Source organism: Pseudomonas sp. BAY1663, assembly GCF_000582595.1.
Classification (GTDB): Bacteria; Pseudomonadota; Gammaproteobacteria; order Pseudomonadales; family Pseudomonadaceae; genus Stutzerimonas; species Stutzerimonas stutzeri_AF.
Genome location: NZ_AZSV01000052.1, coordinates 1 through 21,002, shown reverse-complemented (window position 1 = coordinate 21,002; position 21,002 = coordinate 1). Strand labels below are relative to the sequence as shown.

16 protein-coding genes and 4 pseudogenes are annotated in these 21,002 nt (G+C 67.5%); 13 read left to right on the top strand and 7 right to left on the bottom strand.

Annotation, left to right across the window (positions count from 1 at the left end; translation table 11 throughout):
• Nucleotides 1-23 precede the first annotated feature (23 nt).
• Both BAY1663_RS14840 and BAY1663_RS14835 read left to right on the top strand, forming a co-directional pair.
• Nucleotides 24-827, top strand: a complete 804-nt coding sequence (locus BAY1663_RS14840; RefSeq protein WP_037042193.1) for a DUF4892 domain-containing protein — start codon at nucleotides 24-26, stop codon at nucleotides 825-827.
• Between the two features lie 82 nt (nucleotides 828-909).
• Nucleotides 910-2,001 carry an AI-2E family transporter gene (locus BAY1663_RS14835; RefSeq protein ID WP_037042191.1) on the top strand — a complete coding sequence of 364 codons (1,092 nt, stop codon included), beginning with the start codon at nucleotides 910-912 and terminating at the stop codon, nucleotides 1,999-2,001.
• A gap of 106 nt (nucleotides 2,002-2,107) precedes the next feature.
• On the opposite strand, the gene BAY1663_RS14830 is transcribed toward BAY1663_RS14835, so the two are convergent.
• Nucleotides 2,108-3,097, bottom strand: a complete 990-nt coding sequence (locus BAY1663_RS14830) for a patatin-like phospholipase family protein (protein WP_037042222.1) — start codon at nucleotides 3,095-3,097, stop codon at nucleotides 2,108-2,110.
• A 180-nt stretch (nucleotides 3,098-3,277) separates the two neighbouring features.
• Here BAY1663_RS14830 and selD point away from each other — a divergent pair, with 180 nt between their 5' ends.
• From selD to BAY1663_RS14815, 3 genes are read left to right on the top strand one after another with little or no spacing between them, the layout of a single operon-like run.
• Nucleotides 3,278-4,312, top strand: coding sequence for a selenide, water dikinase SelD (gene selD / locus BAY1663_RS14825; RefSeq protein ID WP_037042189.1), 1,035 nt, complete (start codon nucleotides 3,278-3,280; stop codon nucleotides 4,310-4,312).
• Complete coding sequence (gene mnmH / locus BAY1663_RS14820; RefSeq protein WP_037042187.1) at nucleotides 4,312-5,430, top strand: tRNA 2-selenouridine(34) synthase MnmH; 1,119 nt, start codon at nucleotides 4,312-4,314, stop codon at nucleotides 5,428-5,430. The genes selD and mnmH overlap by 1 nt, the downstream gene beginning before the upstream one ends.
• 11 nt (nucleotides 5,431-5,441) lie before the next feature.
• Nucleotides 5,442-5,720, top strand: coding sequence for a hypothetical protein (locus tag BAY1663_RS14815; protein ID WP_037042184.1), 279 nt, complete (start codon nucleotides 5,442-5,444; stop codon nucleotides 5,718-5,720).
• 378 nt (nucleotides 5,721-6,098) lie between these two features.
• Here BAY1663_RS14815 and BAY1663_RS14810 read toward each other — a convergent pair.
• Nucleotides 6,099-8,788: pseudogene (locus BAY1663_RS14810) on the bottom strand (HAD-IC family P-type ATPase).
• A gap of 168 nt (nucleotides 8,789-8,956) precedes the next feature.
• Here BAY1663_RS14810 and BAY1663_RS14805 point away from each other — a divergent pair.
• From BAY1663_RS14805 to BAY1663_RS14790, 4 genes and pseudogenes are all read left to right on the top strand, one after another.
• A pseudogene (locus tag BAY1663_RS14805) lies at nucleotides 8,957-9,873 on the top strand (AAA family ATPase).
• A gap of 34 nt (nucleotides 9,874-9,907) precedes the next feature.
• A pseudogene (locus BAY1663_RS14800) lies at nucleotides 9,908-10,869 on the top strand (DUF58 domain-containing protein).
• Nucleotides 10,866-12,866 (top strand): DUF3488 and transglutaminase-like domain-containing protein, encoded by a 2,001-nt coding sequence (locus BAY1663_RS14795; protein WP_037042182.1) that lies wholly within the window; start codon nucleotides 10,866-10,868, stop codon nucleotides 12,864-12,866. The pseudogene BAY1663_RS14800 and the gene BAY1663_RS14795 overlap by 4 nt, the downstream one beginning before the upstream one ends.
• 115 nt (nucleotides 12,867-12,981) lie before the next feature.
• Nucleotides 12,982-13,779 carry an acyl-CoA thioesterase II gene (locus BAY1663_RS14790; RefSeq protein ID WP_037042180.1) on the top strand — a complete coding sequence of 266 codons (798 nt, stop codon included), beginning with the start codon at nucleotides 12,982-12,984 and terminating at the stop codon, nucleotides 13,777-13,779.
• A gap of 46 nt (nucleotides 13,780-13,825) precedes the next feature.
• Here the strand turns inward: BAY1663_RS14790 and BAY1663_RS14785 are convergent, their stop codons facing one another.
• The 5 genes and pseudogenes from BAY1663_RS14785 to BAY1663_RS14770 all read right to left on the bottom strand — a co-directional run bounded on the left by BAY1663_RS14785 (nucleotide 13,826) and on the right by BAY1663_RS14770 (nucleotide 17,983).
• Nucleotides 13,826-15,103 (bottom strand): TRAP transporter large permease subunit, encoded by a 1,278-nt coding sequence (locus tag BAY1663_RS14785; protein ID WP_037042220.1) that lies wholly within the window; start codon nucleotides 15,101-15,103, stop codon nucleotides 13,826-13,828.
• A gap of 9 nt (nucleotides 15,104-15,112) precedes the next feature.
• Nucleotides 15,113-15,586: pseudogene (locus tag BAY1663_RS25375) on the bottom strand (TRAP transporter small permease); the annotation flags it as partial.
• Between the two features lie 47 nt (nucleotides 15,587-15,633).
• The gene (locus tag BAY1663_RS14780) at nucleotides 15,634-16,629 is read right to left on the bottom strand and encodes a DctP family TRAP transporter solute-binding subunit (protein WP_037042178.1); all 996 of its coding nucleotides are present in this window, start codon (nucleotides 16,627-16,629) and stop codon (nucleotides 15,634-15,636) included.
• Between the two features lie 316 nt (nucleotides 16,630-16,945).
• Nucleotides 16,946-17,371 carry a DUF2141 domain-containing protein gene (locus tag BAY1663_RS14775; protein WP_037042176.1) on the bottom strand — a complete coding sequence of 142 codons (426 nt, stop codon included), beginning with the start codon at nucleotides 17,369-17,371 and terminating at the stop codon, nucleotides 16,946-16,948.
• Nucleotides 17,372-17,434: 63 nt separating this feature from the next.
• Nucleotides 17,435-17,983 (bottom strand): rhodanese-like domain-containing protein, encoded by a 549-nt coding sequence (locus BAY1663_RS14770; protein WP_037042174.1) that lies wholly within the window; start codon nucleotides 17,981-17,983, stop codon nucleotides 17,435-17,437.
• Nucleotides 17,984-18,402: 419 nt separating this feature from the next.
• Here BAY1663_RS14770 and BAY1663_RS14765 point away from each other — a divergent pair, with 419 nt between their 5' ends.
• The 4 genes from BAY1663_RS14765 to BAY1663_RS23930 all read left to right on the top strand — a co-directional run.
• Complete coding sequence (locus tag BAY1663_RS14765; protein ID WP_037042172.1) at nucleotides 18,403-18,858, top strand: hypothetical protein; 456 nt, start codon at nucleotides 18,403-18,405, stop codon at nucleotides 18,856-18,858.
• Between the two features lie 101 nt (nucleotides 18,859-18,959).
• Nucleotides 18,960-19,397, top strand: coding sequence for a YqaA family protein (locus tag BAY1663_RS14760; protein WP_037042169.1), 438 nt, complete (start codon nucleotides 18,960-18,962; stop codon nucleotides 19,395-19,397).
• Between the two features lie 16 nt (nucleotides 19,398-19,413).
• Entirely contained in the window at nucleotides 19,414-20,490 is a 1,077-nt protein-coding gene (locus BAY1663_RS14755) for an AraC family transcriptional regulator (RefSeq protein ID WP_102893664.1), read from the top strand.
• A gap of 385 nt (nucleotides 20,491-20,875) precedes the next feature.
• On the top strand, nucleotides 20,876-21,002 hold a 127-nt coding region (locus BAY1663_RS23930; protein WP_128576310.1), incomplete at its 3' end, for an SDR family NAD(P)-dependent oxidoreductase.

The following is a 21,002-nucleotide window of genomic DNA, read 5'->3' as shown; positions in this document are numbered from 1 at the left end:
ATGCCGACCCGTTGAGGAGTTTTATGCGAGGAGCATGGATAGCCGGGCTGGCGCTGATCGGCAGTGCCGCCTGGGCGGCGGATGTGCCCGGCAGCGCCGACCTGGAGGTACTGCCCCGATTCGCCCAGGCGCAGATCATCGACTACCGGCAGTTGCCGGTGCAGGAGCGTGTGTACCCGCAGGATTCGATTCGTCGCATCAGCGGTAACCTGCGCATGGCCGCGCAGGTCGTGGCGTCCGGGAACCTGACCGCCATCACCTACCAGCTGCCCGCCGTACACAGCGGTATCGAGGCGTTCAGCCAGGCCCGTGGCGAGCTTCTGCGGCAGGATGCGGAGCTGCTGTTCTGGTGCGAAGGCCGCGAATGCGGCTCCAGCAGCCTGTGGGCCAACTCGATCTTCGGCAAATCCATGCTCTACGGCCCGGAAGGCCAGCAGGCCTATCTGCTGGCGCGGTTGCCCGATGCGGCCGACAGCCTGGTGGCGCTCTATGGCATAACCCGCGGCAACGGGCGGCCATACCTGCACGTCGAACAGTTGCAGCCGGACCGGCCGTTGGCCGATGTCCTGCCGAACGCGGCCACGCTCTTGCGCCAGTTGCGCAGCACCGGCGAGTTGCGCCTGCCGCGCCTGGCTGACGAACCGACGGCCGACTGGGGGCAGTTGCTGGCCGACGTTCTCAGGCTGGACAGCACCATGCGGGTCAGCCTCGCCGGACGCGGTGCGGTCGCCTGGCGCGAGGCGCTGATCGCCGAACGGATTCGCGCCGGGAGGCTGGAGGTGGATGATTCGCCGGCGCCGGGGCTGCTTGTCCGGCTCTTGCGCTGAGCCATGGGTGCGGCTGCAATAGCCGCTTTGGCTGGCGTGCTTTCGCGAGGCGCGCCGGCTTTTCTCGATAGAGTGCTTGTGCATGCTCAACAATGATCGGCTGCTGGTGCAGATACTGCTTCTGGCCCTGCTGGGGGCCTGCCTCTGGGTATTGGCGCCATTCGCCTCGGCGCTGTTCTGGGCGGCCGTGCTGGCGTTCGCCAGCTGGCCGGTGATGCGCGTGCTGACACGCTGGTTGAATGGCAATGCGACGCTGGCGGCCGGAGTGCTGACCTTCGGCTGGATGGTGCTGGTGGCGGTGCCGCTGGTCTGGTTGGGGCTCAATATCGCCGACCATATCCGCGAAGCCAACGCCTTGCTGCACAATTTCCAGGTCGATGGGCTACCGCCGCCGCCACACTGGCTGGGCGATCTGCCGTTGGTCGGCGACCGCCTGGTGGTGTTCTGGGAGACGGTGGACGAGCAGGGCACCGCATTGATCGCCAGCATTCGCCCCTATGTCGGCCAGGTCGCCAACTGGCTGCTGGTGCGCAGCGCGCGGATCGGCGGCGGCATGCTCGAACTGGCGCTGAGCCTGGTGCTGGTGTTCTTCTTCTATCGTGACGGCCCGCAGCTGGCGGCCTTCGTGCATAGCCTGCTGCACCGTCTGATCGGCAACCGCGCCGATCACTACCTGGAACTGGTCGCCGGCACGGTACAACGGGTGGTCAATGGCGTGATCGGTACGGCCGCGGCGCAGGCATTGCTGGCCTATATCGGTTTTCTCATCGCCGGCATTCCCGGCGCACTGGTGCTCGGGCTGCTGACCTTTGCCTGCAGCTTCGTCATGGTGCCGCCGCTGGTGTGGGGGCCGGCGGTCGCCTGGCTGGCCTGGCAGGGCGACTACGGCATGGCGATCTTTCTCGGCATCTGGGGCATGTTCGTCATCAGCGGCGTGGATAACGTGCTCAAGCCCTACCTGATCAGCCGTGGCGGCAACCTGCCGTTGGTGGTGGTGCTGCTGGGGGTATTCGGCGGCATCCTCGCCTTCGGCTTCATGGGCCTGTTCCTTGGTCCGACCCTGCTTGCCGTGGCCTACAGCCTGCTGGGCGACTGGCTGATCAAGGAGGTGCCGGACGCGGCCCACAAGGACGCGCTGCCTGCGGGCGAGGTGCGCGAGGGCGTCAAGCCTTAGGGGGCGGTGGGCAGATTCGTGGGGCGGCGCTGAAGTGGGTAGGGTGGATGTCGCTTTTTACATCCACCGTGACGCGGCTTGGTGGATCGATGAAGCGCGATCCACCCTACAGCTCCTCTTCGTAGCGCACCAGGGCGTCGCGGGCGACGATACGGCCAAGGGCGATCAGCTCCGGCGCCTTGTAGAACTCGTAGAAGCGGCAGGCCCGCTTGGGGATGTTGACCAGCACGTTCGGCGGGTAGCCGGCGATCTTGTACTGGGCCAGCGATGACTGCATGACGTCGAAGCTCTGGTTGATCAGTTCCAGCAGCGATGCCGGACCGGTGACGTCGATGACCGTCGAGCCCTCCGCCGATTTCGGTGCGCTCTGGCTGGTGGGCGCCGTGGGTGGCTGGTCGCCGCGCATCAGCTCGCCGGCGCGGATGTCGCTGATCTGCTCGTCCAGCTCGATGCCGTCCTTGCGCCAGAAGGGGATGTGCGCGCTGATCGAACTCATCATCGCGTCGAAACGCCCGGGCCGTTCGATTTCCGGCAGCGGGTACTGCTTGTGGTTGTTGGCGTTGAGGTTGACGGCGATGATCAGGTCGCAGTGCGCCGACACCACCGGCACGATCGGCAGCGGATTGAGCAGGCCGCCGTCGACCAGCATGCGGTTGCCCTGCATGACCGGTGTGAACAGGCTCGGTATGGCTGCCGAAGCGCGCATGGCCAGCTCCAGGCTGCCTTCCTGGAACCAGATTTCCTGCTGGTTGGTGAGGTCCGTGGCGACTGCGGTGAAGGGAATCGGCAGGTCTTCGATATTGATCTTGCCGACCATGTCGCGGATGCGCCCGAAGACCTTTTCGCCGCGGATGGCGCCCAGGCTGAAGCTGGGATCGACCAGGCGCAGCAGGTCCAGGTAGTCGAGGTTCTCGATCCAGGTGCGGTATTCGTCGAGCTTGCCGGCTGCGTAGATGCCGCCGACCACCGCGCCCATGGAGCACCCGGCGATGCAGGCGATCTCGTAGCCGCGCGCTTCCAGCTCCTCGATCACCCCGATGTGCGCATACCCCCGCGCACCGCCGGAGCCCAGTACCAGTGCAACTTTCTTGCTCATGCGGTTCCCCTTGTCGCTCCGCGCTAGCTTCACGCCTGCTCGGGCAGCCTGCAAGCGGATGATGAAGACCTGATGACCCGGATGCCCGCCACTGCGCTCGAACTCTGCCATCGCGGGGCCGCGGCATGCGCCGCCTTTGCTACAATCGCGGCCCGTTTGACGTGCCACGAGAGAGCCCCGATGAGCGAACCGATCCGTCTCACCCAGTACAGCCACGGCGCCGGTTGCGGCTGCAAGATCTCGCCCAGGGTGCTGGACGTGATTCTTGCCGGCAGCGGTGCGCAGAATCTCGACCCGCGCCTGTGGGTCGGCAACGCCTCGCGCGACGACGCGGCGGTGTATGGCATCGACGAGGAGCGCGGCGTGGTTTCGACCACCGACTTCTTCATGCCCATCGTCGATGATCCCTTCGATTTCGGCCGCATCGCCGCGACCAATGCCATCAGCGACATCTACGCCATGGGCGGCGATCCGCTGATGGCCATCGCCATTCTCGGCTGGCCGGTCAACGTGCTGCCGGCGGAAGTAGCCCGCGAGGTCATCGCTGGCGGCCGGGCGGTGTGCGAGGCCGCCGGCATCCCGCTCGCCGGCGGCCACTCGATCGACGCACCGGAACCGATCTTCGGCCTCGCCGTCACCGGCCTGGTGAACAAGCGCCAGATGAAGCGCAACGACACCGCGACCGCCGGCTGCAAGCTGTACCTGACCAAGCCGCTGGGCATCGGCATCCTCACCACCGCCGAGAAGAAGGCCTGCCTGCGGGCCGAGGACGTCGGGCTGGCGCGCGACTGGATGTGCACGCTGAACACCGCCGGCAGCCACTTCGGCAAGCTCGAGGGCGTGCACGCGATGACCGATGTCACCGGTTTCGGCCTGCTCGGCCATCTGGTGGAAATGGCCGATGGCAGCGGCCTGACCGCCGAGATCGACTACGCGCGCGTGCCGCGCCTGCCGGGCGTGGAATACTACCTCGGCTTGGGTTGCGTGCCCGGTGGCACCCAGCGCAACTTCGACAGCTACGGCGAACGCATCGCCGCGCTCGACGACGCCCACAAGCAACTGCTGTGCGACCCGCAGACCAGCGGCGGCCTGCTGGTGGCCGTGACACCGGAAGGCGAGGCGGAATTCCTCGCCGCCTGCGCCGAACTCGACCTGCAGCTCGAGCCCATCGGCCGGTTGGTCGAAGCGCGCACCCATGCGGTCGAGGTGCGTTGATGCGCGCTGATACCGACGATTTTCGCGCACTGTTCCTCAACGACGTGCCGATGATGGATGCCCGCGCACCGGCGGAGTTCGTCAAGGGCGCCTTCCCCGGCGTGGTCAACCTGCCGCTGATGGACGACAGCGAGCGGCAGAAGGTCGGCACCTGCTACAAGCAGCATGGCCAGAAAGCCGCTCTCGACTTGGGCCACCGGCTGGTCTCCGGCCAGGTCAAGGCTGAGCGGATGCAGGCCTGGGCCGATTTCGCCCGCGCCCATCCGGAGGGCTACCTGTATTGCTTCCGCGGCGGATTGCGCTCGCAGATCGTCCAGCAGTGGCTGCGGGACGAAGCGGGCATCGACTATCCGCGGGTCACCGGCGGCTACAAGGCGATGCGCCATTTCCTGCTGGAAACCCTCGAGCAGGCGGTGCAGCAGTGCGATTTCGTCCTGGTCGGCGGCATGACCGGCACCGGCAAGACCGAGGTGCTGGCGCGGCTCGACAACAGCCTGGACCTGGAAGGACTGGCCAACCACCGCGGCTCCAGCTTCGGCAAGCGCGCCACGCCGCAGCCGGCGCAGATCGATTTCGAGAACGCCCTGGCGATTCGCCTGCTGAAGATGCGCGCTGCCGGTATCGAGCAGTTCGCCGTCGAGGACGAGGCGCGTCTGGTCGGACGCTGCTCGATTCCGCTGCCGCTGTTTCACGGCATGCAGCAATTCCCATTGGTCTGGCTCGAAGACAGCCTGGAGGGCCGGATCGAGCGGATTCTCAAGGACTACGTGATCGACCTCTGCGCCGAGTTCATCGCCGAGCAGGGTGAGACCGGTTTCGCAGCTTTCGCCGAGCGTCTGCAGCAAAGTCTGGTCAATATCTACAAGCGCTTGGGCGGCGAGCGCTACCAGCGGCTGGCGCTGATCATGGATCAGGCCCTGGCCGAACAGGCGCGTAGCGGCGCGGTGGATCTGCATCGCGGCTGGATCGAAGGGCTGCTGAGCGAATACTACGATCCGATGTACGCCTACCAGCGCGAAAGCAAGGCGGAGCGCATCGAGTTCGCCGGCGAGCAGCAGGCGGTCGTCGAGTATCTGCAGCACCGCCGCGCGAGAACCGAATACCTGAACAGGAACTGAGGGACGATGCGATGAAGACCTGGCTATCCTTGCCCTTGCTGGTGCTGCTGTTGGCCGGCTGTGCCGGCAAGACCGCTTACCGTGACAGCTGCGCCGCGGAACTGGATGCGGCGTGGAAGGAGCAGAGCCTGGCGGAAGCCGAAGGCTTCGCCGGTACCGTGAGCTATTCCAAGGCACTGGCCCTGCTCACCGGTGCCAAGACCCAGCAGCAGTTCGAGGCATTCCGGGGCTGTACGCAGAAGGCGCAGAAAGCGCGTTTCTATCTTCGCGAGTCGCGGGCCGGGCGCTAGAAGTCGCAGTTGTTAGGCATGGTGCTTTGAGCCTCTGGCAGGCCTGCGGCCTGCGATCGCCACGAGGTCGCGCCTCCCACAGGGTTTATGCGGTGCCTGCTGTTTGGGTGGGAGGCCCGACCCCGGGGCGATGCTTTTGAGCTTCTGGCAGGCCTTTGGCCTGCGCTCGCCGCGAGGTCGCGCCTCCCCCAGGGTTTATGTGGTGCCTGCTGTTTGGGTGGGAGGCCCGACCCCGGGGCGATGCTTTTGAGCTTCTGGCAGGCCTGCGGCCTGCGATCGCCGCGAGGTCGCGCCTCCCACAGGGTTTATGCGGTGCCTGCTGTTTGGGTGGGAGGCCCGACCCCGGGGCGAGGCTTTCAAGCTTGAAGCCTTGGGCTCTTACAGCGGCCAGCCGGCCCGTCGGCGCATCCACTTCTCCAGTTCGACCACCACCAGCAACGCGGCGCCGGCCAGCAGGCACAGGCCCCAGGCTGCCAGGTCCAGCGTTTCGGTCGCGAACAGCCGCTGCAGTGGCTCCCAGTGCGTGAAGGCCAGCTGCAGCGCCACCAGTAATACCACCATGCCCCAGACCATCGGGTTGTCCCGCAGGCCGAAGCGCGCCGCTGCGTTGATCTGCCGGCTGCTGAACAGGTAGGCGATTTCGCAGGCCACCAGCGCGTTCACCGCCAGTGTGCGGCTGGCCTCCAGGCTCCAGCCCAGCTGCTGGGCGTAGATGAAGACGCCCATGCAGGCCGCGGTCATCAGTACGGCCACCAGCACCACCCGCCACAGCAGCTGCACGCTCAGCAGCGGGGCGCGCGGGTCACGCGGCGGCCGCCGCATCAGGTCCGCCTCGCCCGGCTCGAAGGCAAGGGCCAGCGCCAGGGTGACCGCGGTGATCATGTTCACCCAGAGGATCTGCAGCGGGGTGATCGGCAGGGTCAGGCCGAGGGCGATGGCCACCAGCAGGACCAGGGCTTCGCCGCCGTTGGTGGGCAGGATGAACAGGATCGACTTTTTCAGGTTGTCGTAGACCGTGCGACCTTCCTCCACCGCGTGGGCGATGGTGGCGAAGTTGTCGTCGGCCAGTACCATCTGCGCCGCTTCCTTGGCCACCTCGGTGCCCTTGATGCCCATCGCCACGCCGATGTCGGCGCGCTTGAGCGCGGGCGCGTCGTTGACGCCATCGCCGGTCATGGCCACGCGTGCGCCGCAGGCCTGCAGGCGCTCCACCAGGCGCAGCTTGTGCGCCGGGCTGGTACGGGCGAACACCGTGGTCTCGGCCAGGCGCGCATCGAGCTGCGCATCGCTGAGATGATCCAGTTCGGCCCCGCTGAGCGGTGCCTGGCTTCCCAGGCCGAGCCGCGCCGCGATCGCCGCGGCAGTGGCGGCGTGGTCGCCGGTGATCATCTTCACCGCGATGCCGGCCTGATGGCACTCGGCGATCGCGTCGATGGCTTCCTCGCGCGGCGGGTCGAGCATGCCGACCAGGCCCAGCAGCACGAAATCGCCTTCGAGGTCTTCGTAGTTCAGTTCGTGCCGTGGCACGCCGAGGGGGCGCATCGCCAGCCCGAGCATGCGCAGCCCCTGGCTGGCGCCATCGGCCAGGACCTTGTGCCAATAGGCCGGGACCAGCGGCTCGGCGCAGCCGGCGACCAGTTGGCGGTTGCACACTTCCAGCAGCCGCTCCGGGGCGCCGACCAGGTAGATGAGCCGTGGCCGGCGTGGTCGTGGTGCAGGCTGGCCATGCAACGGCGTTCGGAACTGAACGGGATGCCGTCGACGCGTGGGACATGCGCGTGTTCATGCTCGGCCTGTAGGCCGAGCTTGCCGGCAAGGGTGAGCAGGGCGGCTTCGGTCGGGTCGCCGGTGATGCTCCAGTCGTCGCCGTCGCTCAGCAGGCTGGCGCTGTTGCAGAGCAGGCCGGCGCGGGCCAGCGCCTGGAGGTCGGTCGCCTCGTCGAGCATGCACAGCTGGCCGTCATCGCAGCGGACACTGCCCTGCGGCGCATAGCCGACGCCGTCGATCTGGTAGCGGTGGGCGGCGGTGAAGACCTGCTGCACCGTCATTTCGTTGCGGGTCAGGGTGCCGGTCTTGTCGGAGCAGATCACCGTGACCGCGCCGAGGCTTTCCACTGCCGGCAGATGGCGGATGATCGCCCGGCGCCGCGCCATCCGTTGCACGCCCAGGGCGAGGGTAATGGTCAGCACCGCGGGCAAACCTTCGGGAATGGCCGCGACGGCCAGGCCGACCGCCGCCAGCAGCATGTCGTCGGAGGAATAGCCGCGCAGGGTGACGCCGAAGACATAGGTGCCCAGCGCCAGCGCCAGGATGATGACGGTCAGCACCTTGGCGAAGCGCGTCATGTCGGCGAGCAGCGGTGTCTGCAGGCTGACGACTTCGCCGAGCATGTGGCTGATCCGGCCCAGCTCGGTCTGGCCCGCCGTGGCCACCACCACGCCATAGCCGCTGCCGGCGCTGACCAGGGTGCCGGAGTAGGCCATGCTGTGACGGTCGCCGAGGCTGGCATCGCGGGCCACCGGCTCGACCTGCTTGTTGCTGGGCAGCGATTCACCGGTCAGCGCCGCCTCTTCGATACGCAGGTCGCGGCATTCCAGCAGACGCAGGTCGGCGGGCACCCGGTCGCCGGCTTCCAGCAGCACCATGTCGCCCGGCACCAGTTGCTCGGCCGCCACCGTGGTGGTCTGCCCGGCGCGACGCACCTTGCTGTCGAGCGTCAGCATCTCCTGGATGGCGCGCATGGCCTGTTCCGCCTTGCCTTCCTGGACGAACCCGACGATCGCGTTGATCACCACCACGGCGAAGATCACGGCGCTGTCGAGCCATTCGCCAAGGGCGAGGGTGACCAGGGCCGAGAGGATCAGTACGTAGATCAGCAGGTTGTGAAACTGCAGCATGAAGCGCTTGAACGGGCCGTTGCTACGGCGTCGCGGCAGGCGATTGGGGCCGAAGACCTGTAGGCGCCGCTGCGCTTCCTCGGCATTCAGGCCACTGGACGAGACGTCCAGGTGCTGCAGGGTCTGGTCGGCGGGTTGCGCATGCCAGGCGTGTGGCGCGGGCGTGGACATCGGAGCCTCCTGGCAACTCTGGAGACGTCAAGCCTAAGCCGTCGAGCGGAGCGGGACATAGCGTTGGATCAAGGTCCGGATCACAAACTCGTTACCCGGCGTTTCCTGTGCTTTGCCTGGCTGCGGATGGCCAGTAGCATCGGAGCGGGACGAACAGAGGAGAGTTGCATGCGCACCCGATTGGATGCCTGTCTGCGGGCGGTCAACGAAGTACTGCTCGGCAAGGAAGCTCAGGTGCGGCTGGCCCTGGCCTGCCTGCTGGCCCGCGGCCACCTGCTGGTTGAGGACATGCCGGGAATGGGCAAGACCACCCTCAGCCATGCCCTGGCCAAGGTGCTGGGGCTGGAGTTCCAGCGCATCCAGTTCACCTCCGACCTGCTGCCCGGCGACATCCTCGGGACCTCGGTGTTCGACAAGGACAGCGGGCAATTCGTCTTTCATCCGGGGCCGATCTTCGCCGAGCTGGTGCTGGCCGACGAGATCAATCGTGCCACCCCGAAGAGCCAGAGCGCGCTGCTCGAGGCGATGGAGGAGGGGCAGGTCACCATCGAGGGCGAGACCCGGCCGCTGCCCGAGCCGTTCTTCGTCATCGCCACGCAGAATCCGGTGAGCTCCGGTGGCACCTTCGCCCTGCCGGAATCGCAGCTGGACCGCTTCCTGATGCGCGTGTCGCTGGGCTATCCGGCCAAGGCGGCGGAAAAGGCCCTGCTGCTCGGCGAGGCCCGGCGCGACCTGCTGGTCCGGCTGGAACCCTTGCTCGAGCGTGCCGAGCTGCTGACGATCCAGGATGCCGTCTCCCAGGTGCGGGTCAGCGATGCGCTGGTCGACTACGTGCTGCGGCTGGTAGAAGCCACGCGGACCCAGCCGCAGTTCGCCTGGGGCCTGTCGCCGCGAGGCAGCCTCGCGCTGCTGGCGGCCGCGCGAGCCTGGGCATTTCTCGACGGACGCGATTACGTGATTCCCGAAGATGTCCAGGCCGTGTTGCCGACGGTGGTCGGCCACCGCCTGCGCGAGCGCGCCGATGCCACCGGCCACGGCGGCGGCGCCTGGTGCAGTGGCTGCTGCGCGAGGTGCCGGCGCTCTGATGATCGCGATTTCCCCTATGCGCGGGCCACGCCGGTGAGGGTGCTGCCGCGTTTTCGCGAACGCTGGCTGCTGCGGCGGATTCCGCCGGCCTCCAGCGTGCGCCTGGACCAGCGGCGCATCTTCATCATGCCCACTGCCGTCGGCCTGGCCTTTTTCGTCGCGCTACTGCTGATGCTGCTCACCGCGATCAACTACCAGAACAGCCTGGCCTATGGCCTGACCTTCCTGCTCGGCTCGGTCTACCTGGTCACCATCCTGCATACCTGGCGCAACCTTGCCGGGCTGGTGTTGCAGGCCGGCGGTACCAGCGCGGCCTTCGTCGGCGAGCAGGCACGTTTGCGCGTGCGCCTGGAAAGCCGTGGCCGCGCCTACCAGGCGGTCGCGCTGGGCTGGCCGGTGAGCGGCCTGCGCCTGCTGGATGTGCCGGCCGGCGGTACGGTGGAAGTCGAGTTGAGCCTGCCGACCCAGCGCCGCGGCTGGCTACGACCCGGGCGCGTACGGGTGGAGAGTCGTTTCCCGCTGGGATTGCTGGTGGCCTGGAGCTGGTCGATCTGGAACTGGCGGCGCTGGTCTACCCGCGCCCGCTGGCCGGCGAGCGACTGCCACAGGGCGGCGTACCGGACAGCGAGGAGGAGGGGTTGCAGGCCCGCGCCGGCGGCGTCGACGATTATCAGGGGCTCAAGCCCTGGCAGCCGGGCGATTCGCGCCGGCGCCTGCACTGGAAGGCCTATTCCCGTGGGCAGGGCTTGCTGGTGAAGGATTTCGCCAGCCTGCTCGGCAGCGACCCGCTGCTGGACTTCGATGCGCTGCCGGGTGATACGGAACAGCGCCTGTCGCTGCTCTGCCATTGGGTGGTGCAGTTGAGCGAGCGCCAGCAGCCTTTCGCATTGCGCCTGCCCGCCGGGACGATCGGCCCGGACAGCGGCCAGGCACACCTGGATGCCTGCCTGCGCGCGCTGGCCTTGCACGGCGTGGCCGCGGAGGATGCACGGTGAGCGCGAAGCCGGGGATTCCACGCAACAGCCTGATCTGGCTGCTGGTGGCGCAGGTGCTGGTGATCCTGCCGCACCTCGCGCATCTGCCGCTGTGGATCATCGGCCTCTGGCTGGGTTGCGCCGCCTGGCGGGTGCAGATCTTCCGCATGCGGGCGCGCTATCCCAACAGCTGGCTGAAGGCCGTGCTGATGATCGGCGCCGGCTTCGGCGTCTACTTCTCGCGCGGCAGTCTGGTCGGCCTGGAGGCCGGCGTGGTGCTGCTGATCGCGGCGTTCATCCTCAAGCTGGTGGAGATGAGCAGCCGCCGGGATGCGCTGGTGCTGATCTTCCTCGGCTTCTTCGCCGTGGTGACCAGCTACCTGTTCGAAGATGGCCTGCTGGCTGCCGCGTACAGCCTGCTGCCGGTCACGGCCCTGCTCGCGGCGATGATCGGCCTGCAGCAGGGCAGCCTGCTGACGCGGCCGTGGCCGACGCTGCGCCTGGCCGGCGCACTGTTGCTGCAGGCCGTGCCGCTGATGCTGGTGCTGTTCCTGTTCTTCCCGCGGCTGGCGCCGCTGTGGTCGCTGCCGCAGCCGAGCGAGCGCGGCGTGACTGGCCTGGCCGACCATATGGCGCCGGGGGACATCGCCCGCCTGGGACAGTCCGCGGCGCTGGCGTTTCGCGTCAGTTTCGACGGTGAGATGCCGCCGCGCGACCAGCTCTACTGGCGCGCGGTGACTTTCGAGCGTTTCGACGGCCGGCGCTGGTCGCAGTCCTTCACCGCGCAACTGCCGCAGGAACCGGAGTGGGAGCCGCTCGGTGAACCGCTCGGCTACAGCATCGTCATGCAGCCCAGCGGCCAGCCCTGGCTGTTCGCCCTGGACGTGCCGCGCCTGGACGCGGGACAGGCGCAGATGATGGCCGATTTCCATCTGCAGCGGCGCCAGCCGGTGAACAAGCCGCTGCTCTACCGAGCGACGTCCTGGCCGCAGGCGCGGCGCGAGGCGGGCAGTGCGCCCCGGAGCCTGGAGCGTGCCTTGCAACTGCCGGAGCAGGGCAATCCGCGTAGCCGCGCCTGGGCCGCGCAATTGCGGCGTAGCGCGCAGGCACCGCAAGCGGTGGTGGAGGCATTGCTGAAGCACTTCAACCGCCAGCCCTATCGCTACACCCTCACGCCGCCCGAGGTGGGTGCGCACAGCGTCGACGAGTTCCTCTTCGATACCCGCAGCGGCTTCTGCGCCCACTATGCCGGTGCGATGACCTTCGTCCTGCGCGCCGCGGGTATTCCGGCACGGGTAGTGGCCGGCTACCAGGGCGGCGAAGTGAACCCGGCAGGCAACTACCTCTCGGTGCGCCAGTTCGATGCCCACGCCTGGGTCGAATACTGGGTGGCTGGGCGCGGCTGGGTCAGCGTCGATCCGACCTTCCAGGTCGCCCCCGAGCGCGTCGAGCAAGGTCTGGAGCAGGCCCTGGCCAACGAACAGAGCTTCCTCGCCGAGGAGCCGCTGTCGCTGCTGCGCTACCGCGACATCGGCTGGCTGAACGAATTGCGCCTGCGCTGGGACAACCTCAATTACGGCTGGCAGCGCTGGGTGCTCGACTACCAGGGTGAGCGGCAGCTGCAGGTGCTGCAGCGCTGGTTCGGCAAGTTCGACGGCCAGACGCTCGGGTTGGGCCTGGTGGCGGCCGTGGCGGTGTTGATCGGCATGCTGGCCTTGCTGCTGTTCAAGCCCTGGCGCCGCGAAACCGATGGGCCGCAGCGGCTGTTCCAGCGTTTCGAACGCTTGCTGGCCCGGCATGGCGTGTGCAGGCAGGCGGGCGAGGGCGCCCGCAGCTTCGCCGCGCGTGCGGCGATTTCGCTGCCGGAGCAGGCGGTGGCCATTCGTGAATTCGTGCGGCTCTACGAGCAGCAGCGCTACGCGCAACAGCCCGCGACGGTGGACGAGCTGGCGTGGGCCTTGCGCCAGTTGCGCCGGGCGTTGCCCTGGCGCCTGGCACGGCCTGGCGAGCGCTGCTGAGCATTTCCGGCCTGGATGCCCCGGCATTCCACTTGCCACCTTGCATCTATCGCGCTCGCATGCCCGCCGGCGTGCCTTTAACATCGCCCGGCATAACAACCGACAGGAGGTGGCCATGACCCTTTCCGAATTGCTCCAGGCTGTGCGTGACAACCCGCGCGATCTCGTCATTCCGGCCAGTTGGGGCCAGGGCCGGGCCGGTTTCGGCGGCCTGGTCGCCGCGCTGGTCTACGAGAGCATGCGCGCCAAGGTGCCGGAGGGGCGGCCGCTGCGTTCGCTGGCGATCACCTTCGTTGGGCCGCTGGCGCTCGAGCGGCCGGCGAGTTTCGAGGCCGAAGTGCTGCGCGAGGGCAAGGCGGTGAGCCAGATGCTCGGCCGCGCAGTGCAGGACGGCCAGGTGGTCACCATCGTCCAGGGCAGCTTCGGCGCTCCCCGCAGCTCGGCCATCGCCGTGGCGGCCGAACCGGCACCGGCGATGCCGCCGGTCGAAGCCTGCCAGGAACTGCCCTATGCGCCGGGCGTTACCCCGGAGTTCACCCGTTACCTGGCGATGCGCTGGGGCCTCGGCGGGCTGCCTTTCTCGGGCAACACCTCCCGCGAGATGGGCGGCTGGGTGCGCCAGCGCGGTGACGGGCCGCGCGAGCCGATGAGTGAGGCGCACCTGCTGGCGCTGGTCGATGCCTGGCCGCCGGCGGTGCTGTCGCACCTGCAGAGCTTCGCCCCGGGCAGCTCGCTGACCTGGACCGTCGAGTTCATCCAGCCGCCGCCGCTCATGGACACTCACGACTGGTGCATGTATCGCGCGGTGATCGAGCATGCCCGCGACGGCTATGGGCATTGCGCGGCGGCGCTGTGGGCGCCCTCCGGCGAGCTGGTGGCGCTGAGCCGGCAGACGGTGGCGGTGTTCGGCTAGCCCCCCGGCGCGAACGACAAGCCGTTCGCGCCGGTATTTGCAACGGTCACACCGCGTAACCGAGTACCCGCGGCAGCCACAGCGCGATCTCGGGGAAGATCGCCACCAGCAGCAGGGCGCTGCCCATGACCAGCACGAACAGCAGTGCCCAGCCCACCGTCTGCTCCAGGCGGATCTTCGCCACTTCCGCGGTGACCATCAGGTTGATCGCCACCGGCGGGGTGAACTGGCCGATGGCGATGTTCATCGCTAGCAGGATGCCGAACCATACCGGGTTCCAGCCGAAGTGCTGCATCACCGGAATCAGGATCGGCATCAGGATCAGGTAGATGGAGATCGCATCGAGCAGCATGCCGGCCAGCAGCACCGCGAGCATCACCAGGACCAGCAGCACCGCGCCATTATCCGACAGCGAAATGAGCCATTCGGCCAGATGGCGGAAGGTGCCGAGCAGGGTCCCGGCCCAGGCGAAGATGCCGGCCAGGGCGATGATCAGCATGACCACGCCGGAAATCACCGCCGCCTCGCCACAGAGTCGCCAGAGGTTGCGCCAGTCCAGTTCGCGGGTGACGAACAGGCCGATCAGCACACCATAGGTCACGCCGGCCACGGCGGCTTCGGTCGGGGTGAACAGCCCGCTGCGCAGGCCGCCGAGGATCAGCACCGGCGCGAACAGCGCTGGCAGCGCCTGGCGGAAGCTCTCGCCCAGCGGCGGCCGCTCGGCGCCTTGCGGGCTTTCCCAGCCGTGGCGTCGCGCCAGCAGCCAGGCCGGCAGCAGCAGTACCAGCCCGGCGATGATGCCGGGAAACAGCCCGGCGGCGAACAGCGCACGCAGGTCCACGCCCGGGACGACGATGGAGTAGAGGATCAGCGCGATCGACGGCGGAATCAGGATGGCGGTGGAGGCCGAGGCGGCGATCAGCGTCGCCGAGAAGGGCCGCGGGTAACCGGCGCGGGTCATGCTCGGCAGCATCACCATGGCCACCGCCGCGGCGTCCGCCGGGCCCGAGCCGCTCATCCCGCCCATGATCAGGCAGACCAGGATGGCGACCATCGCCAGGCCGCCATGGCGCGGGCCGATCAGCGCCTGGGCGAAGCGCACCAGACGCAGCGCGACGCCGGACTTCTCGAACACCAGGCCGGTGAGGATGAACAGCGGGATGGCGATCAGCGGGTACTTGGCGACGCCGTTGTAGGTGTTGGTGCCGAGGGTGGCGAGCATGTCCGGCGAGAGCCCGGCGATGATGCCGATGGCCCCGGACAGCGCCAGGGAAAACGCCACCGGCACGCCGGTCAGCAGCAACAGCAGGAAGCTGGCGAGCATCCACAGATCAGGCTCATCGGCGAGCCTCCCGCGCAGGCGGTCGAGGGTCATCTGCGTCAGCCGCACCAGGATGCAGAGCGCCAGCAGCGGCAGCCAGACCACGTACCACCAGTTCGGCAGGCCGAGGCCGGGGGACTCCGATTCCCACTGGTATTCCTCCAGCGCGAACTGGGCGCCGAACCAGACCACCAGGCCGAGTACCGCGACGCCGGCCAGCCATTGCAGCAGAATCAGCGGTACGCGCAGGCGCGGGAACAGCCGCTCGGCGAAGCCGATGCGGATATGACGGTTGCTGCGCATCGCCACCGAAGCGCCGGCGAAGGTCAGGATGACCAGCAGAAACACGGAAAGCTCTTCGGTGAAGGCGAAGGAAGCACTGGTGAAATAGCGCACCACCACGTTGGCCAGGCTGATCAGGCCGATGATCACCAGCGCCAGGGTGGCCAGCACGCGCTCGAGGCGCGCGTCCTGTCGATTGTTCATGGGTTTCCTCGAATCCCGGCGGCGAGCGCCGCCGGGGCAGAACGGTTTTACTCGGCTATGGCGGCGCGGGCGGCGTCCACCAGTTCAGTGCCGATCTTCGGCGTCCACTTCTCATGCACGCTGCGGGTCGCCTCGACGAAGGCCTGATGCTGCTCGGCCGTCAGTTCGACGACCTCGACGCCGCGCGCGCGGATGTCGGCCAGGCGCTGGGCCTCGCCGCTGCGCGACAGTTCGATCTCCCACTTCCCGGCATCGATGGCCGCCTGGCGCAGCAGTTCACGGTCGGCCTCGGGCAGCTGTTTCCAGACCCGCTGGTTGACGGCGAAGATCAGCGGATCGGCCATGTAGTGCCAGAGGGTCAGGTACTTCTGCCCGACCTGGTCGACGCGCGCCACGTCGAACACCGAGATCGGGTTTTCCTGGCCATCCACCGCGCCGGTGGTCAGCGCCGGCTTGGCGTCGGCCCAGCTCATCTGCGTCGGGTTGGCGCCCAGCGCGCTGAAGGTGTCCTGGAACAACGGCGAGCCGACCACACGGATCTTCAGGCCGGAGAGATCCGCCGGCGTGGCCACCGGCCTGGCGGAGTTGGAAATCTCCCGGAAGCCGTTTTCGGCCCAGGCCAGGGGGACGATGCCGCGCTTCTCGATGGCGGCGAAGGCCATCTGCCCGGCGTCACCCTGGGTGATGGCGTCCAGGTCACGGCTGTCGTTCATCAGGAACGGCAGGGAGAACAGATTCAGTTCCGGCACCTGCGGCGACCAGTTGATGGTGGAGCCGACGGCCATGTCGATCAGCCCGGAGCGCATGGCGGAGAATTCCTTGGTCTGGTCCCCGGCGACCAGTTGTGCATTGGGGTAGACGCGCAGGGTGATCTCGCCCTTGGAGCGTTCGTTGACCAGGTCGGCCCACTTCTGGGCGGCCTGGCCCCAGGGGAAGGCGTCGGAGAGCACGGTGGATACCGAATATTCGCGGGCAGAGACGGTGAAGGCGGCAGACAGGGCGGCAGCGGCAGCCAGCGCGGTGAGGCAGCGGGTCAGTTTCATGGGGCGTCCTTGTTCGGATCGGTCTTTTTGATTTTCTCGGCGAACGCCAGGCGCTGCGGGACAGCGACCGGCAAGCGGCGATGGCGGGATGAGGCCATCGGAGACGCGCGGATGGCGCGAAGGACGCGGCTGGCTGCGCAGGGGTAGGGCAGCGAGGCTCGCAAGGCGTCACGATAGCCGCACGCCTTGTGGGCGTGCGGCGGGTTCGGGCAACTATCGCAGAAGCCGCTGGCGAGCGCCATGGCTGGGGGCGAGGACACAGGCCGGGCGCGGCAGGTTCGCCTGGCGACGGCGGTCTCGTGCGGCGCAACCGCCTTCAGTAGCGCATGTCGATGCTGATTGCGGTGGTGCCGCCGTCCACGTTGAATGCGCTGTCCTTGAATGCCGGCGGGCCCATCACGTCGGGGTTGTTCGACAGGCCGTAGCCTTCGGTGGGGAACATGCCGAAACGGCGGTCCAGCTGGCCGTTGGCGTTCTCGTCGTGATAGGCCATGACCGCGTATTCGCCCGGCTCCAGCCCGCTGAACGCTACCTCGACCGTACCGATCGCGGCCGCCGCCTGCTGCACTGCAAGGGCCTTGGCTTCCTTGCGGAAGGTGTCCGGTTGCCGGTAGAGGCCGACCCGCACCGTCCCGCGCTCATGCTGGATGCCGACCAGGGCGACCTTCAGGCTCTGCGTGTCCGCCAGGCTGCTGCCCGCGCTGGCGAGCCCGAGCAGTAGAGCCAGAAAATATCGTGTCATTCGATCCTCCGTACTTCATCGACCGTTGCAGTGCGCCGATCGCACCAGGCGCAGCATACGGTTTCACCGGCGATCGGTGCGGTAGATCTTTTCCGGATTCATCTTCGGGCTCCACGGCAGGCCGGCGTTCTGCCAACCGTTCTGCAGGCGGAAACCGGCCTGCGGCCCTTCGCCGATGGCCGAGCCCTGGAAGCCATGGACCACGTAGCGTGCGTTGGGGAAGCCGTTCTCGCGCAGGAAGTCCGCGCTCGGTTTGCCGCGTTCGCTGCCCGAGCGGCACATGGTGATGATCTCGGTGTCGGGGCCCAGCCCGCGCTTGTCCAGTTCGGCCTGGATCTGCGCGATGAAGTCCGGGTTGCGGTTGGTCTGGAACGCGCCTCGTTCCTCGTTCCAGGCGCTGCGGTCGACCAGCAGGTAGGGGACGTTGATGTCCACCGCGTCGGTGAAGCCGACGAACATGATTTCCACCGGGTCGCGCACATCGACGAACAGCACCGGCGCGGCTTCTTGCTGGGCTCGGGCGTAGGCGTCCTGGGGAGAAACTTCGAGCTCGACCGCCTGGGCGGCGAACGCCAGTAGGCCGAGCGAGGCGGCGATCAGTAAGGGCTTCATCGGGATGCTCCAGTCGTTGGGAATGGGGTTGCGTGGGCAGCGTTGCGAGTAGGCATCTTATACCTTAGGGGTATATGTACAGATAGGAGCGGGGCGCCGAGCATCCCTCGAAGTCGTACCAGAAATGCCGTATCGACCTGCCGCATGCCGCCGAACGCGCGGGCCGGGTAGGACCTCATCCTTGGCCGCGACCGGCCACTCGGCAATGATCTGTAGCAAGGTTGCGGGCGGTGCGCGCCTCGCAGGGTGATCCGGTGAGCTAGTCTCTTAACCACGGTCATGGAAGGCCGCGTGACGAGAGTGCAGGCTCGGATCACCGACGGGCAGGGCGACGCCGATGCCTTTTCACTGCGCATGGCTTTGCCGGGATGCCGGCAAGGCCGCGTCGGAATATCAACAGACCCTGGAGAGACTTGGCGATGAAGATCGAGCGATTCGAAGACCTGATCGACTGGACGCGGGATACGCACAACCTGCTCGCCAGGTGCATGGCCCGTTGTTCCGACAAGCACGAGGAAACGCGCGCCAAATGGCTGCTGGTGTACATCGCCGATCATGAGCGTGCCTTGGCCGAGACCATCGACAAGATCGAAAAGCACGCCGACCCCAAGGCGCTGCACACCTGGATCTACGACTACCTGGCGCGCAACCCGGTACTACGCAACCAGGCCTGCAAGTCGTACGACACCATGACCGTGGAAGAGATATCCCTGGATATCTTCCTCACCCACAACCAGGTCATCGACCTGTATCGCTCCCTGGCGCGGCGTGCCGAGATCGACGGCGCCCGTGAGCTGGCCGAGGACCTGTTGCGGCTGGAGGAGCACGAGACCATGCGCCTGGCCCAGCAGGTCAACCGCATACACGAAATGTAGCGGTCGCCGGGGCGCCTGCATCGCCTCGATGACGCAGGCGCGAGGCGATCTTTTCGAGCATACTGCCCGGCCAATTCCGGCTGCCGACCAAGAGGCGGTGGATGCTCGAGCTTTCCGCTTATCCCGCGCTTTTTCTGGCGGCACTCGGTGCCGCGACGCTGCTGCCGATGCAGTCCGAGGCGGTCCTTGCCGGGCTGCTGCTTTCCGAGCGTTATCCGGCCTGGGCGCTGGTCGCGGTGGCCAGTGCCGGCAACGTGCTGGGGTCGATGCTGAACTGGCTGCTCGGCCTTTACCTCGAGCGTTGGCGCGACAAGCGCTGGTTCCCGGCCAGTGCGCGGCAGCTGGCGCAGGCGCAGCGGCACTACCATCGCTACGGGCGCTGGACGCTGCTGCTCAGCTGGGTGCCCATCATCGGCGATCCGCTGACGCTGGTCGCCGGGGTCATGCGCGAGCCGCTGTGGAGCTTCGTGCTCATAGTCGCGCTGGCCAAGACGGTGCGTTACCTGATGGTGATGGGCTTGACCCTCGGTTGGATGTGAGGCGAGAGTCTGCCGCATGGAAATCGAACCTTCATCCCCGTCGGGCAGGCAAACAAGCGCCGCCACGGCAACCGGCCCCGCCAAGGACAGCATCTCCGTACGGCTGGTGGAAGAGGCACTGCTGGGCTTCGTCCGGCCCGGTCGATCGGCCGCGCGGCTGCTGGAGGAAATCGGCCTCGACGCCACCTGCCTGCAGGACCCCGACGGCCGCATGGAGGTCAGCGACTACACCCGGCTCTGGCTGCGCCTGGCCAAGCGCTTCGACGACGAATTCTTCGGCATGGACCCGCGCCGCCTGCGCTCGGGCAGCTTCGTCTTCCTCAGCCGCAGCTGCATCCAGCAGCCGACGCTGGAGAGGGCGCTGGTGCAGGCGCTGGGCTTCCTCGGGCTGGCGCTGGAGAATTTTCGCGGCAAGCTGATCCGCAGCCAGAGCCTGGCCGAGGTCGTGCTGCGCGAGCGCACCGCCGAACCCGGTCGCGCCTTCTGCTACTTCACCTTCTGGATGCTGCTGCACGGGCTGGCCTGCTGGCTGGTCGGGCGGCGCATCCCACTGCTCGCCGTCGAGTTGCGCTGCGCCGAGCCGGCATATACCGCCGACTACCGCGTGATGTTCTCCGACAACCTGCGCTTCGGCCGGCCTTCGACGCGCATCATCTTCGCCGCCGAGGTGCTCGACCTGCCGATCCGCCGCAGCGAGAGCGAGCTGCGCAGCTTTCTCGCCGAGGCGCCGGCCAACATCCTGGTGCGCTATCGCGATCATTCCAGCCTCGCCAGCCGCATCAAGCAGCACCTGCGCAGCCTGCCGGCCGAGCACTGGCCGGACGGCGAGACGCTGGCGCAGGAACTCTGCATGTCCGCCTCGACCCTGCGCCGCCGGCTGGCGGAGGTGGGCCAGCCGTACCAGACGATCAAGGATGCGCTGCGCCAGGAGATGGCCACCGAATGGCTGGCCGATGCCTCGGTGAGCTATGGCGAGATCGCCGAACGACTGGGATTCGCCGATGTCAGCTCGTTCTACAAGGCGTTTCGCAAGTGGACGGGAACCAACCCGGGGCACTACCGCAACCTCATCCTGGCGCCGGAAAGACGCTGAGCTGCTTTCCTGAGGCGCCAGCCCGGGATGAGCTTCAAGGTTTTCAGCAGCCCTTCGGCCTGCAGTCGCCGCGAGGGCGCACCTCCCACAGGGGCGCCGTGTGCGCTGGCGGCTTTTGTGGGAGGCCCGACCTCGGGGCGATGCTTCTGGGCTTCTGGCGGGCCTGCGGCCCGCATCGCCGCGAGGGCGCGCCCACGGGTTCGGTATGTACATGCTGCTTTGTGAGGGCCCGTCGCCCGGGGCGATGCTTTTCGAGCTTGCTTGCCTTTTGCCATTGGCCAAAACGGTCAAGCAGGTTGAGAGCATCGACCATTGCCGCCCCCGTCCGGTTGACCAAAGATGAACCAGGCTTCGCACCGAATAACAACAAGCACGGGAGAACGCCATGCAGATTCGCGACAACGTATTCCTCATCACCGGCGGCGCCTCGGGCCTCGGCGCCGCGGCTGCCGAGGCGCTGGTCGAGGCGGGCGGCAAGGTGCTGCTCGCCGACCTCGATGAAGCGCCGTCAT